The sequence below is a fragment of the Rhodoferax sp. LB1P47 genome (assembly GCF_056521445.1).
Window position 1 is genome coordinate 68,279 of sequence record NZ_JBWMAU010000011.1, and the last position, 12,817, is coordinate 81,095.

The 12,817-nt window shown below is 60.1% G+C and carries 16 protein-coding genes; 3 read left to right on the plus strand and 13 right to left on the minus strand.

Features of this window, described 5'->3' with window-relative positions; all coding sequences use genetic code 11:
* Positions 1-94: 94 nt before the first annotated feature.
* Positions 95-1,084 carry an asparaginase gene (locus AC0969_RS13365; protein WP_479624641.1) on the plus strand — a complete coding sequence of 330 codons (990 nt, stop codon included), beginning with the start codon at positions 95-97 and terminating at the stop codon, positions 1,082-1,084.
* Between the two features lie 39 nt (positions 1,085-1,123).
* Here the strand turns inward: AC0969_RS13365 and adk are convergent, their stop codons facing one another.
* From adk to AC0969_RS13395, 6 genes are all read right to left on the minus strand, one after another.
* Positions 1,124-1,780: an adenylate kinase gene (gene adk / locus AC0969_RS13370; protein WP_479624642.1), complete on the minus strand. Its 657-nt coding sequence runs from the start codon at positions 1,778-1,780 to the stop codon at positions 1,124-1,126.
* 103 nt (positions 1,781-1,883) lie between these two features.
* On the minus strand, positions 1,884-2,639 hold the full coding sequence (gene kdsB / locus AC0969_RS13375; RefSeq protein WP_479624643.1) for a 3-deoxy-manno-octulosonate cytidylyltransferase: 756 nt from the start codon (positions 2,637-2,639) through the stop codon (positions 1,884-1,886).
* Positions 2,636-2,818 carry a Trm112 family protein gene (locus AC0969_RS13380; protein ID WP_479624644.1) on the minus strand — a complete coding sequence of 61 codons (183 nt, stop codon included), beginning with the start codon at positions 2,816-2,818 and terminating at the stop codon, positions 2,636-2,638. Before AC0969_RS13380 ends, kdsB begins: the two co-directional genes overlap by 4 nt.
* A gap of 9 nt (positions 2,819-2,827) precedes the next feature.
* Positions 2,828-3,820 (minus strand): tetraacyldisaccharide 4'-kinase, encoded by a 993-nt coding sequence (lpxK, locus tag AC0969_RS13385; protein WP_479624645.1) that lies wholly within the window; start codon positions 3,818-3,820, stop codon positions 2,828-2,830.
* A gap of 1 nt (position 3,821) precedes the next feature.
* Positions 3,822-4,238 (minus strand): ExbD/TolR family protein, encoded by a 417-nt coding sequence (locus tag AC0969_RS13390; RefSeq protein WP_479624646.1) that lies wholly within the window; start codon positions 4,236-4,238, stop codon positions 3,822-3,824.
* Positions 4,239-4,246: 8 nt separating this feature from the next.
* Positions 4,247-4,879, minus strand: coding sequence for a MotA/TolQ/ExbB proton channel family protein (locus AC0969_RS13395; RefSeq protein WP_479624647.1), 633 nt, complete (start codon positions 4,877-4,879; stop codon positions 4,247-4,249).
* Between the two features lie 461 nt (positions 4,880-5,340).
* Between AC0969_RS13395 and xseA the strand changes: the two genes are divergently transcribed.
* Both xseA and AC0969_RS13405 read left to right on the plus strand, forming a co-directional pair.
* A complete protein-coding gene (gene xseA / locus AC0969_RS13400) occupies positions 5,341-6,672 on the plus strand; it encodes an exodeoxyribonuclease VII large subunit (RefSeq protein ID WP_479624648.1) in 1,332 nt (443 codons plus the stop codon).
* A gap of 54 nt (positions 6,673-6,726) precedes the next feature.
* Positions 6,727-7,308 (plus strand): Fe-Mn family superoxide dismutase, encoded by a 582-nt coding sequence (locus AC0969_RS13405; RefSeq protein ID WP_479624649.1) that lies wholly within the window; start codon positions 6,727-6,729, stop codon positions 7,306-7,308.
* 43 nt (positions 7,309-7,351) lie between these two features.
* Here AC0969_RS13405 and AC0969_RS13410 read toward each other — a convergent pair whose 3' ends face one another.
* The 7 genes from AC0969_RS13410 to ybiB all read right to left on the minus strand — a co-directional run bounded on the left by AC0969_RS13410 (position 7,352) and on the right by ybiB (position 12,808).
* Entirely contained in the window at positions 7,352-7,807 is a 456-nt protein-coding gene (locus AC0969_RS13410; RefSeq protein ID WP_479624650.1) for a DUF192 domain-containing protein, read from the minus strand.
* Positions 7,808-7,889: 82 nt separating this feature from the next.
* Positions 7,890-8,969: a nucleotidyltransferase domain-containing protein gene (locus AC0969_RS13415; RefSeq protein ID WP_479624651.1), complete on the minus strand. Its 1,080-nt coding sequence runs from the start codon at positions 8,967-8,969 to the stop codon at positions 7,890-7,892.
* Positions 8,966-9,883 (minus strand): HprK-related kinase A, encoded by a 918-nt coding sequence (locus tag AC0969_RS13420; RefSeq protein ID WP_479624652.1) that lies wholly within the window; start codon positions 9,881-9,883, stop codon positions 8,966-8,968. Before AC0969_RS13420 ends, AC0969_RS13415 begins: the two co-directional genes overlap by 4 nt.
* Positions 9,883-10,176, minus strand: coding sequence for an HPr-rel-A system PqqD family peptide chaperone (locus AC0969_RS13425; protein ID WP_479624653.1), 294 nt, complete (start codon positions 10,174-10,176; stop codon positions 9,883-9,885). Before AC0969_RS13425 ends, AC0969_RS13420 begins: the two co-directional genes overlap by 1 nt.
* A gap of 28 nt (positions 10,177-10,204) precedes the next feature.
* Entirely contained in the window at positions 10,205-10,825 is a 621-nt protein-coding gene (locus AC0969_RS13430) for a hypothetical protein (protein WP_479624654.1), read from the minus strand.
* A 259-nt stretch (positions 10,826-11,084) separates the two neighbouring features.
* Complete coding sequence (gene cobA, locus AC0969_RS13435; protein ID WP_479624655.1) at positions 11,085-11,882, minus strand: uroporphyrinogen-III C-methyltransferase; 798 nt, start codon at positions 11,880-11,882, stop codon at positions 11,085-11,087.
* Positions 11,879-12,808, minus strand: coding sequence for a DNA-binding protein YbiB (gene ybiB, locus AC0969_RS13440; RefSeq protein ID WP_479624656.1), 930 nt, complete (start codon positions 12,806-12,808; stop codon positions 11,879-11,881). Before ybiB ends, cobA begins: the two co-directional genes overlap by 4 nt.
* Between the last annotated feature and the right edge of the window lie 9 nt (positions 12,809-12,817).

Sequence of the window (12,817 nt, forward strand, 5' to 3'; positions counted from 1 at the left end):
TCCGGTGCTTGGCAAAGTTGCTGGGCTGTTTTAATATCCAGTGACTGTATTTTTAACCAGTTTTTGAAAGTTTGCAAGCATGTCTGTCGATTCAATGACTTCCAAGATTGTGGTGCTGGGCACCGGCGGCACGATTGCGGGCCGGGCCAGCCGGGCGGGCGACAACCTGGGCTATACCGCTGGCGAGGTGGGTGTGGCGCAGTTGCTTGAGTCGCTGGGTGGCTTTGCGGATGTGGATCTCATTGCCGAACAGGTGGCGCAGGTGGACAGCAAGGACATGGGGTTTGCCCTGTGGCAGCAGCTGGCGCAGCGCTGCGAGCACTGGCTGGCGCAGCCGGATGTGGCGGGCATCGTCATTACCCACGGCACCGATACGCTGGAAGAAACCGCGTATTTTTTGCAGGCGGTGTTGAACCCGGCCAAACCGGTGGTACTGACCTGCGCCATGCGCCCGGCCACGGCCCTGGTGCCCGACGGGCCGCAAAACCTGCTGGATGCTGTGGCCGTGGCTAGCACTCCTGGCGCACACGGCGTGGTGGCGGTGTGCGCGGGCAATATCCACAGCGCCCGCGATGTGCAGAAGGTGCACAGCTACAAGGTAGACGCGTTTGCCTCGGGCGACGCGGGGCTGGTGGGCTTGGTAGAGGAGGGCCGGGTGCGCCTGCTGCGGCCCTGGCCGTCGGCGCTTGATTTTTATGAGGAAAATAAGCCTTTAGCGCATATGTTAGTTGCGCAAGCAGCTATTAAAAATATAGTGTTGGGCGCTTGGTCTGCAAGCGACTGGCCACGGGTGGAGATCGTGTTGAACTACGCGGGTGCCAGCGGTTTGCTGGTGGATGCATTGGTGGCCCAGGGCGTGCAGGGCATCGTGGTCGCGGGCACCGGCAATGGCACGCTGCATGCCGATGTGCAAGCGGCTTTGCTGCGGGCTATGGCGGTGGGCGTGCGGGTGCTGCGGTCTACGCGCTGTGTGTTTGGCCGGGTGCTGGGTACAGGCGCGGACGTGATTCCCGATGCGCAGGGCTTGTCACCAGTGAAGGCGCGGATTGCCTTGATGCTGGAGCTATTGGCCCAGCAGGCGTAAAAAAACCCGCCGGGCGGGTTTTTTTAGAGGAGGTCAGGCTTAGGCTGCAAGTGCAGCAAAGGCCCGTGCAGTGATTTCGTCGACGCTGCCCGTGCCGCTGATAGCGCGGTATTTGGGGGCCGCGCTAGGCTCGTTTTCGGCCCAGCCGGAGTAGTAATCGACCAGCGGACGGGTTTGGGCGCTGTACACCTCCAGCCGTTTGCGCACGGTTTCTTCCTGGTCGTCAGGGCGCTGCACCAGGGCTTCGCCGGTGATGTCGTCCAGGCCTTCGACCTTGGGTGGGTTGAACTTGACGTGGTAGGTGCGGCCCGAGGCGGGGTGCGAGCGGCGGCCGCTCATGCGGTCGATGATGGCGTCAAAGGGTACGTCGATTTCCAGCACGTAGTCGAGCTTGACACCGGCGGCCTTCATGGCATCGGCCTGGGGCAGGGTGCGGGGGAAGCCGTCGAACAGGCAGCCATTGGCGCAGTCGGGTTGGGCCAGACGTTCTTTGACCAGGTTGATGATCAGGTCGTCGCTGACCAGGCCGCCGGACTTCATCACCGCATCGGCTTGCAGGCCCAGCGGTGTACCGGCCTTGACGGCGGCGCGCAGCATGTCGCCGGTAGAGATTTGGGGGATGCCGTATTTTTGGCAGATGAAGGTGGCTTGCGTGCCCTTGCCGGCGCCGGGTGCGCCCAACAAAATGAGTCTCATGGAAATATCCTCGAAGTGTTTAAAACTGCGCGGCGTTGCTGGCGGGCTTGTGCTATGCACCGCCTTCCGCAACGCTTCATTGCGCGTGAGGATACCAGAGGCTTTAGTACAGTTTGCTGACGCGTTCCAGGTCTTCTGGCGTGTCCACACCCGCACCCGGGGCATGCTCGGTGACGTGTACAGCGATACGGTAGCCGTGCCACTGGGCGCGCAACTGTTCCAGCGCTTCGCTGACCTCGATCGGGGCCTGCGCTAGGGTGGGAAACAGGCGTAAAAACCCGGCGCGGTAAGCGTAAATACCGATGTGGCGTAGCGGGGCCGGGCTGGGCAGGTGCTGGAAACTTTTGTCTGCCGTGGCACCGTCGCGCCACCAGGGAATCGGTGCGCGGCTGAAGTACAGCGCGTGTTGCTGCGCGTCAAGCACCACTTTGACGACGTTGGGATTGCAAAAGTCGGCCAGCGTGGCGATGGCGTGGGCCGCAGTGCCCATGCTGGCCAGGGGGCGCTGTTGTAGCAGGGCGGCGACCTGGTTGATGAGTGCTGGGTCAATCAAGGGCTCGTCGCCCTGGACGTTGACCACCAGGTCATCGCCATCCAGTCCCAGCAGGGTGCAGGCTTCGGCCAGACGGTCGCTGCCGGAGGGGTGGTCGTCGCGGGTCAGGATGGCTTCAATGCCGTGTGCGGCACAGGCCTCCAGGATGGACGGGCTGTCGGCCACCACCACGGTGCGCTGGGCCTGGGACAGCTGGGCGCGCTGGGCCACTCGGACCACCATCGGCACGCCGCCCAGCAGGGCCAGTGGCTTGTTGGGCAGGCGGGTGGAGGCCAGCCGGGCGGGGATCAGAACGGTGAAGCTCACAGGCCCAGCTCCTCGTCGCTGAGGGTGCGGGCTTCGTTTTCCAGCAGGATGGGAATGCCGTCGCGCACCGGGTAGGCCAGCCGGGCGCTGCGTGAGGTGAGCTCTTGGCGTTCGCGGTCGTATTGCAGCGGGCCCTTGGTGACGGGGCAGACCAACAGCTCTAGAAGTTTGCTATCCATGGGGAATTCTCAATCAGGTTGGGGTGGGGATGATAGCCAGGGATCGACGCGCTGGTCGAGGGCGGCCCAGAAGCCGGGGTCGATTGCCAGCACCAGCGGCACGGCCAGCGCGTCGGGCTGGTGCTGCCAGAGTTTGACGGCATCTTTTTCAGTGCAAATAACGGTCTGGCGCATATTCTGTAAGTGCTGCCAGCTATCAAAGTTGTAGTGGTCCGGCAAGGCCCGTGTTTCTGCCAGTGTGAGCTCTGTTGAGCGCAGCATGCTGAAAAAATGGTCTGGCTGGGCGATGGCGGCCACGGCCAGTAGCGAGGTGCCGTGCAGAGAGGCTAGCGGGACGTGCGTGCCATCGGCCTGCACCGCGTAGTCGGCCAGCGTGCGCTGTGCTCTGAATCCTGCAAACGCCGGGTTTGCCCCGCTGTGCAGCACCAGATCGACCGGGCGCGGCCAAGCTTCGCGCAGCGGCCCGGCGGGCAGCAAAAAACCGTTGCCCACGCCCCGGTCGTCAAAGATGCAAATCTCCAGGTCGCGGTGCAGGGCGTGGTGTTGCAGGCCGTCGTCGCAAACGATGAGCTGGGTGGCCGGGTAGGCGGCTAGCAGGGCTTGGGCGGCTTGCAGGCGCTGGCGGGCCACGAATACCGGCACCTGGCAGCTGCGTTGGACCAGGGCGGGCTCGTCGCCCACTTCCGATGGCAGGTTGTCGGGCCGTACTTCACGGCAATCGGTGCTGCTGCGGCCGTAGCCGCGCGAGACCACGCCCACCCGCACGCCACGTGCCGTCCAGTGCTGCACCAGGGCCATCACCACCGGGGTTTTACCCGAGCCGCCGGCCACCACATTGCCAACCACGATGACGGGCACGGCGACGCGGCCCGATTTTTTGATGTGCAAGCGGTACAGGAGGCGGCGCAGCCCAGCCAGCAGGCCGTAGAGCAAGGAGAGCGGCCACAGCAGCCAAGCCTGCCAGCCGCGCCGTTTCCAGATGCGCAGCAGGGCTTGTTCCACGCTATGGGGGGGTGGACTGGGTGGCAAACGTGATCTGGTTCAGGTTGGCGCGGCGGGCGGCTTCCATCACGGTGATGACCGACTGGTGGGTGGCGCTGGCATCGGCGCTGATGATGACCACCATGTCTTTGCTACCGTGTGCCGCGTTGACCAGGGCCAGAGACAGGGCTTCGATGCTGCGGCCATCGACCGGGCCCTTGTTGACGGCGTAGCGGCCATCGCTGCTGACCGCCACGATGATCTCTTTGGGGTAGTCACGCTGGGCATCGGTGTTGGCCACCGGCAGGGTGATTTGCATCTCGGTGAACTTGCTGTAGGTGGTGGACAGCATCAAAAAGATCAGCACCACCAGCAGCACGTCAATGAACGGGATGAGGTTGATCTCGGGCTCCTCGCGGGAACGGTGGCGAAAGTTCATGCTGCGCCCTAGCCCCGTTTGCGCACGGCGTTCAGGTGGCGGGCAAACTGGTCGGCAGCCAGCTCCAGGGTCAGCAGATATGCATCCACCCGGGCCCGGAAGTAGCGCCAGAAGATCAGCGAGGGAATCGCCACGATCAAACCAAACGCGGTGTTGTAGAGCGCCACCGAGATGCCGTGCGCCAACTGTGCGGGGTTGCCGCCCATGCCGCCGCCATTGCCTTGCGAGCCAAAGATGTCGATCATGCCGATCACCGTGCCCAGCAGGCCCAGCAGGGGAGCCGCCGAGGCAATGGTGGCCAGCGCGCTGAGGTATTTCTCCAACTTGTGCGCCACGGCCCGGCCGGTTCCTTCCATGGCCGCACGTACATCCTCGTCGCTGCATTGGGGATGGCTGTTGAGCACCCGCAGGCCGCTGGCCAGCACTTCACCCAGGCTGGAGTTTTGCGACAGCTGGTTGACGATGCCGGGGGCGGGAATGCTGGTTTGCGATACCGTCAGCACCTCGTTGAGCAGCTTGGGCGGCACAATTTTGATGGTTTTGAGGCTCAGAAAGCGTTCAATAACCAGGGCTACGGCCAGGATGGAGCAGGCAACCAAGGGCCAAATCGGCCAGCCTGCGGCTTGTATGATCGAAAACAATATAGCTCTCCGCACGAACCTGTCGGCCTTGCCAGCGGGTGCTGCCGGGCAAACAAGTTGTTTTAGGTTGAGGACTTATGCTGCGCCCTCTGTTTGCCCGCTGGGCGCACGGAGGAACTTGCGTCAGTCCTATGGTTGATAGATGCATAGTGATTATGGCTTAGCCGCCCATGCGTCTCGGGCTTTGTTCACGCGGCCCATCCAACCCGCTTTTCACCCACATTTCCTGTGGATAACTTTGTGAAGAACTTGGCCGCGAGCGCTGGAAATCCAGCGCCCATGCGGGCTCGTGACACTTCGATGAAAAATTAAGCAGAAAAAATCCAATTGAAATCAAGCACTTACCACACTAAATCAACGCCCTTGGGGAAGGATGGGTCTATTTTGGATGCCTGCAAGGCAAACTCCGCGCCTGTGGAGCACTCCGTATCCAAATGTTGCGCTTTGGCGCGCCAAACCTGATGGTTGGCCACGTAAACCCAGCATTGGGGCCGCAAATTTGGCCAGTTGGGGCGCTATGCCGCGCCATTGCTGATGCTTTGGAGGCGCGCTTCAATCCTGTCGCGGTGCGCGGGGAGATTTCGGGTTTCTCGCGCGCATCCAGCGGGCATTGCTATTTCAACCTCAAGGATGCGCAAGGCCAAATCCGCTGCGCCATGTTTCGTCGCGCTGCCAGCCTGCTGGACTTTGCACCGCGCGATGGTGAGCTGGTGGAGGTGCGTGGCCGCCTGGGCGTGTACGAGCCGCGTGGCGATCTACAGCTGATTGTGGAGAGCATGGGCAGGGCAGGGCAGGGGGCTTTGTTCGAGCAGTTCTTGCGGCTTAAGGCGCAGCTAGAGGCCGAGGGCTTGTTTGACCCGTCGCGCAAACGCCCGCTGCCGCTGTTACCGCGCGGTATCGGCGTGGTTACCTCCCTGGGCGCGGCTGCATTGCATGATGTGGTGGCCGCATTACAACGCCGCGTGCCGCATATCCCGGTGGTGCTGGCCCCGGCCTTGGTGCAGGGTGCGGCGGCACCGGGCGAGCTGGTCAAAGCGCTATTAAATCTATACCAGTATGCGCAGGCAGAATATGCGCCAGAGGCCGATTTGGTGCCTAAAAAAGGTGTGCATATCGATCTGATTTTGCTGGTGCGTGGCGGCGGCTCGTTAGAGGATTTGTGGGGCTTTAACGACGAGCACCTGGCCCGCACCATTGCCCGTAGCCCAGTGCCCATCGTTAGCGGCGTGGGGCATGAAACCGACTTCACCATTGCCGACTTTGTGGCCGACCTGCGTGCCCCCACGCCCACGGCGGCCGCCGAATTGGCGGCCCAGCCACGCGATGTCTGGTTGGGTGCCTTGGGCCTGGCGGGTCAGCGCTTGCAAGATGCCGTAACGCGCCAGCTCGATACCCAGGCCCAGCGCTTGGATGGTGCAGCGCAGCGCCTGGGCCGCCCGTCTGGTTTGGTTGCACGCCAGCAGTGGAAGCTGGGCCAGCAGGCGCAGCAGCTACGCTATGCGGTGCTATCGAATATGCAGCTAAAGGCCCTTGCACTGTCTACGCTAGAGGCTAATTTACCCCGTAAATTTAAAACAAGCATTGACCAGCACCACACGCGCCTGGAGCGGGCGGGCCGCAGTCTGGCCTTGCTCGACCCGCTGCTGGTGCTGCAACGCGGCTACGCTTTGCTGCGCACCGCTGATGGCGTACCGATGACCCGTGTGGCACAGGCGTCAGCGGGCCAGTCGGCCACGGCCGTCCTGGCGGACGGTGAGGTTGATCTCCACGTCCTACAGACGCGCCGCAATTAGTTTCTACAATTCATCCGTTAGCCAATAAATCACCACCCACCCACGAGGAAAAATATGGAACATACCCTGCCCGCACTGCCTTACGCGATTGACGCTTTGGCCCCCGCTTACTCGCAAGAAACCCTGGAATTCCACCACGGCAAGCACCACAACGCTTACGTGGTCAACCTCAACAACCTGCAAAAAGGCACTGAGTTTGAAGCGCTGACGCTGGAAGAAATCATCAAGAAGTCCAGCGGCGGCATCTACAACAATTCGGCCCAGATCTGGAACCACACCTTCTTCTGGAGCTGCATGAAGCCCCAGGGCGGCGGCGAACCCACCGGCGCGCTGGCGGAAGCCATCAACGCTAAGTTCGGCTCTTACGCTGAATTCAAGGCTGCTTTCGTCAAGTCTGCCGTGGGCAACTTCGGCTCTGGTTGGACCTGGCTGGTGAAGAAGCCTGACGGAACGGTAGACATCGTTAATACCGGCGCTGCCGGTACGCCCCTAACCACCGCCGACAAGGCGCTGCTGACCGTGGACGTGTGGGAACATGCCTACTACATCGACTACCGCAATATGCGTCCCAAGTTTGTTGAGACTTTCCTGGAAAAGCTGGTGAACTGGGAATTCGCAGAAGCCAACTTCGCTTGAAGTTCTAGCGCTCAGAAAAAAGCCCGTCTTGGACGGGCTTTTTTCATTTGGCCACGTCAAACGGCTTTCCGCCGAGTTTGCTGCCCGCTTTGATGCCTTTTTTGGTAAACCAGCCGACATTCATTTCCAGCACATAGCGCACCGGCTTGGTTGAGCAGTGCGAGTCCGTGGTTTGCGGCTTCATGTCAGCTAAGTTGACGATGATGCCCTGATCGTCCACAAAGGCTGCGGTTAACGGCAGAAGGGTATTTTTCATCCAGAAGCACTGGGTGCCGGGTTGCTCGAAAACAAACAGCATTCCCTCTTGTTGCGGCATCTCGCGGCGGTACATCAGTCCGATTTGGCGTTGTTCCGGGGTCAGGGCCAGCTGGGTGTCGATCTGGTGGATGCCCGCCGTCAACGTAGTGCGCGGCAGGCTGGTTTGTGGGGTGTCTTGGGCCAGGGCGGGTGCGCCGACCAGCGATAGCGCCAGTAGAGCGTGGAAGAGGGTTTTATGCATGGACAGAGCGTTGTGTGAAATAACGCGATTCTGGCAGCAGTGGCTTGCCGATGCGCCTCCCGACTTTTTCTGCGCTACCGGTTCAGGGCTTTTTCGGAAAGCGTTGCATCCATGATTTGCGTACCAAATGCGGAACCAGCAGATGCATGGGCATGCGAAAAGCGTGCGAGCGCACATACAGCATCCAGCGGGCAAGACCCGTCCAGCGCGTATGGCAGCTCGGGTGCTTGGGTTGCAGTGCCAGGCCCAGCATCCATGCCATGGCCGCGCGGGCGACCTGGTGGGGGCCCATCTGGTCCACGCGGTTTTGCACGTCCGGCGGAGGGCCAAAGCCAAACAGGCGGCGAAGGTGAAACAGTGCGTGAAACAGCGGAATCTGCAAGCCGAGGATGCCAGCGCGGGCTAGCAGGAGCTCCCAAAAGTCTGTTTTTTGGCTGAAATTTTGCAGCAGATCATGGAGGTCCAGCAGATCGCGCAACCCATGTCCGAACTCACCCTCTTGGAATAAATGCACGGCGCTGTGCAGCACCATATCGACAGGCGACAGCACATACAGTCCGGGGTAATTCTCTAAAGGAATGATGTCGCGCAACAGCGCCGCGCCATCGACGTTGAAGCGCGAGGTCGGTGGCGTAATCGTGTGGTGCAGGTCGATGTAGGTACTGCGGTGCACGTGGCGCAACGGTGGAATTTCGTGCATCCACTGCCTGTAATAGCGTTCGTTGTAGGCATCCTGCTCATCCGAAATCCAGCCCGCGCCGAACAAGGCACTTTCAGTGGCTTCGATTTTTTCACGGGCAACCAGAATGTCGATATCGGCAAACAGTCGGCCACGGGCGCAGGGCAGATTGGCCATCAGATACGCCGCCCCCTTGAGCAATACCACCGGAGTGTCGATAAGGCGCAAAGCCCGGCGGATGCAGTCGACCTCCCACCGAACCTCATGCTGTTGGCGGTCGGCAAGCCGTAAAGCCCCTTCTAGGTGGGGGCGTGGCCCGTCTGGCACCGAGTTCAGAACGCCTGCATCGGCATGGAGGTAGGCCAGTCGCGCCAAAAGGCTGGACTGGCGGGCTTGGCCCACCAAAGATTCCCACTCGCGGACCGATAAGTTTGGCTGCCAGCCAGGGGTCGCCCAGGCGGCTGTTAGCAGGTTGGTGCTCAATCGTTTCTCCTGGCGGCCAATGCATCAAATGCGGCTACGGCATCGTCGAGTTGGCTGTACTGAAAATCATAGCAATCGCTGGTATCGATCACCTTGGAGAGCACCTCAAACCCCTTGAGCCCCAGCACCATGTAGTTGAACGAGTTGCGCCCCAGTTCCAGCATGCTGTTAGCCTTGGAGCGCGGGACCATCTGGGGCGGCGAGCCTGCCACGTATTTCGGAAAGACGACCCAGCGTGGCTGGGCGGATTCGTTGATGCGCTCGATATGGGCCGTGGGCACTTTCATCAGCGAAACGCGGCCTTTGGAGGTATCGTGCACCTCCTTGCTGAACACGGCACCGGGCACGAAGTTGCGCATTACCTCGATGGATTGGTTTTTGAGGCTGATGGGGCGGCCCAGTGGCGTGATGGTGGTGTCGGTGAGGGAAATCAGCGCCAGCTCATCCGACAGCAAGCGCCAGCCGCGGTGTACCAGGCCTGCGCACAGGGTGCTTTTGCCCGAGCCGGGCGGGGCGGGCATGACCACGGCACAGCCATCTTTCTCGATCACGGCGGAATGCAGCAGCAGGTAGTGGTGGGCGTGCAAGGCAATGCACCAGTTCATCGACCATTCCAGCAATGGAAACGCGTGGTCTTCGGGCAATGGAATGAACGGCTCCATACCATCGAATATGAACACTGCTTGGCGCCGCGTCCAGCGTCGCAAACCCGTGCCCGACGCAATGGTGACGGTGTAGTCTACGAAGTGGCTGTCATCCAAAACCACATAATCGGCGTATAAGCTGACTATGCCAGCGGCAATGGAGGCTATGGGCGAAATGATTCGAAATGAAAATGGGCCGATTTTTAAAATCAGCCCATTACTTGTGAGTCTACTGAGAATTGCGGTAGTGGTTAGTTCTGCTAATTTCACTAGGAAGCCATTTCTACTAATCCTTGCGCGCCGAACTCATTCAAAATTGTATCAAGCAGTTCTCTCAAATTGGAGGCTTCGGCCAGAGAGGAAATGCCGGAGAGTTCATGCAATAGATTTTCAAAATTGGTTGCACGGTAACACAACATGTTAAGAACAAAAGCCCGAACCGGATCCATCTGATGCGTTTGGCCGGAGCCTTCGTCAAAAACTACATACTCGTCAACCCACGAAGCCCAGTGCAACCGGACTGCGGAGTTAAGTTGATAAGCCTGGGTTAATACTGCGGGCACTTGGTTTTTGCGCAGAAAATCAATCAGACTAGAGTGTTTCCATGTAGCCCTTAAAGAAGTTCAGCGCATTTGTGTATGTAGTACCAGAAGTTGAATTGAAAAAACCGATGACTTCCGTTGGCGAGTAAGGGTAGTTCGTGGCTTTTGAAGCTGATAAAGAATTCAATAGCGCCGCAATCCAATGAAACTCGGCTGAGTTTTGTTCATTGTTCATGATGTAGATAAGTGTTTTGTTACCTACCGAGCTGCTACCACCAAACACAGAAGTAAAGGTGTTATTTTGCGTGAATTTTTTGGAGTTAATATAGTTGGTGGCAATACCGGTTTGGCCATTGTAATTTGGCCAGTGCTCAATCTTATGGTAGTAACCAGGACTTAAGCCACCGCAAACGGCGGTGATGGTCTCTTTGGAATGTACCCCCGACATCGTTCCTGAGATTGTGCAGCGCTTGCCCTTGCCATCTGCTGAGGTCAGCGATAGCGAACGCGTAGTAGCCAAAGTGTGCATTGGTATTGCTGCTGCAGCAATAACAGACGAGCCTTTGCCCAAGCTTTTCAACAACATGCGACGGCGGGCCATGGCATCGGGTGCGAGTCCGGAGGTGTCGCACTGCGTGGAATGCGTGTCGGCTGCTTCTGTTTCGGGCATTGAAGTGTGTAGATTCTTTGACATAGGTAGTCCTGAGCGTTCTGTGTGCGACTGCTGAATTTGGGCTGATAGCCCAAACGCTGCAAATATTGTGCCTTGTATAAATTATAAAAAAATATCCATATAATTCAACAGCTTACAGGCCATACGTAGGCTTCCATGCTTCAATTGTGTGCAAAAAGTCCGAACACTGTAAAAAAAATCGACACCTCTGTTGCTGCAGGTAAAGCAGCCACGTGTGGGCGGTGCTCCGGGATGTTCAAGCCGCCTGCGCCTGTGTGCCTTGTGCTGCGGCTTGGATGCCGCGCACCACGTCGCCGACGACCATGATGGAGGGGCTGCCGAGCTGTTCGCGCACGATGGTGTCAAACAATGCGCCCAAAGTGGTGACCACGTGGCGCTGGGTGGTGAGTGACACGTTTTGTACTACCGCCACGGGGGTGTGTGCGGGCAGGCCGGTGAGTAGTTCGTTCTGGATGCGTTGCGCTCCGCTGACACCCATGTAGATTACCAGCGTGAGTTTGGCGCTGAAAGCGGTGGCGGCCAGGGCTTGCCAGTCGGTGCCTGCGTCATTGGGTTTGGCGTGGCCGGTGACGAACACCACGCCGTGGGCGTATTCGCGGTGGGTCAGGGGGATGTTGAGCGATGTGACGGCCGCCAGCCCCGAGGTGATGCCATTGACGACGCTGACTTGCACGCCTGCGGCTTGCAGGTGTTCGACCTCTTCGCCGCCCCGGCCAAAGATGAATGGGTCGCCGCCCTTGAGGCGGACCACGTTTTCGCCTTCCCGGGCGGCCATGATCATTAGTTTTTCGATGAAGGCTTGCGGGGTGGATTTACAGCCACCGCGCTTGCCTACATAGACGATGCGGGCCGTGGGCGCAGCAAAGGCGGTGATTTCGTCGCTGACCAGGTCATCCACCAGCAGTACGGTGGCGGCCTGGATGGCTTTCAAGGCTTTGAGCGTCAGCAGCTCAGGGTCGCCTGGGCCGGCACCCACCAGTGTGCAGCGGCCGCCCTGGAAGGCTTGGAGGGAGGATGTGTCGGTGGGCGTCATACGGTGGCCGGGCTGGGTTCGTGGATGTGTTGTGTCAAGTGCAAGATGTGCGCCACTTGCTGGGCGATGGGGGCGGGCACGGGTTTGCGCCCGGCCATCACGTCGCGGATGTAGGCGGCGGTGCTGTCGGCATCGATTTCTTTGGGCAGATCGGGCACGGCGGCCAGTGGGCCGATGTGTGCTTCTTGCATCAGCCGGGGCTGGCCGCGCAGGTAGCCGGTCATTTGCGGGGCGCGGCGTGCATCGGCCACCACTTCGCCTTCGGTGCCGCGCAGCAACAGGGCGTTGGACTGCATCAGCGCGAAGGTGGCGGCCATGGAAATGGCGTATTCGGGATGGGTGTAGCTACTGACCACCAGTGCCGGGCCGCTGCACGGGGCCATCAGCTTGACCAGGCTGTGCGCCGGGTTGCGCAGGCCCACAAACCGGCGCACGTCGAGCAGGCGCTTCAGACCGGGGCAGAGCAGTTCGGTGGTGGCAAAAGCGACTTCGCCATTTGCTATTTTTTTAATAGCTTTAAGCGCAGGTATATCAAGCGCTAGAAGCACATTTTGTGCTGATATTCGGGTCGATTCGGTGGCGGTGCCGTGGACCAGCACCGGCAGGCCCTCACGCGCCAGCAGCAGGGCCAGCAGCGGGGTCAGCACCGGCAGCTTGCGGGCGCCGTTGTAGCTGGGCAGCACCACCAGCGGGCGGTCGCAGGCGGGCACCAGGGCTAAGCGGGCGTAGGTGGCGTCCAGAAAACCGGCCATTTCCAGCTCGGTTTCGCCTTTGATGCGCATGGCCAGGCAGAAGCCGCCGATTTCCAGGTCGGTGACGGTACCGTCCAGCACCTGGCCGAACAGGTCGGCGGCTTGCACGCGTGACAAGGCCCGTGCGCCGTCTTTGCCACGGCCGATTTCTTTGATGTATTGGCTGATTCCCATAGGGCGATT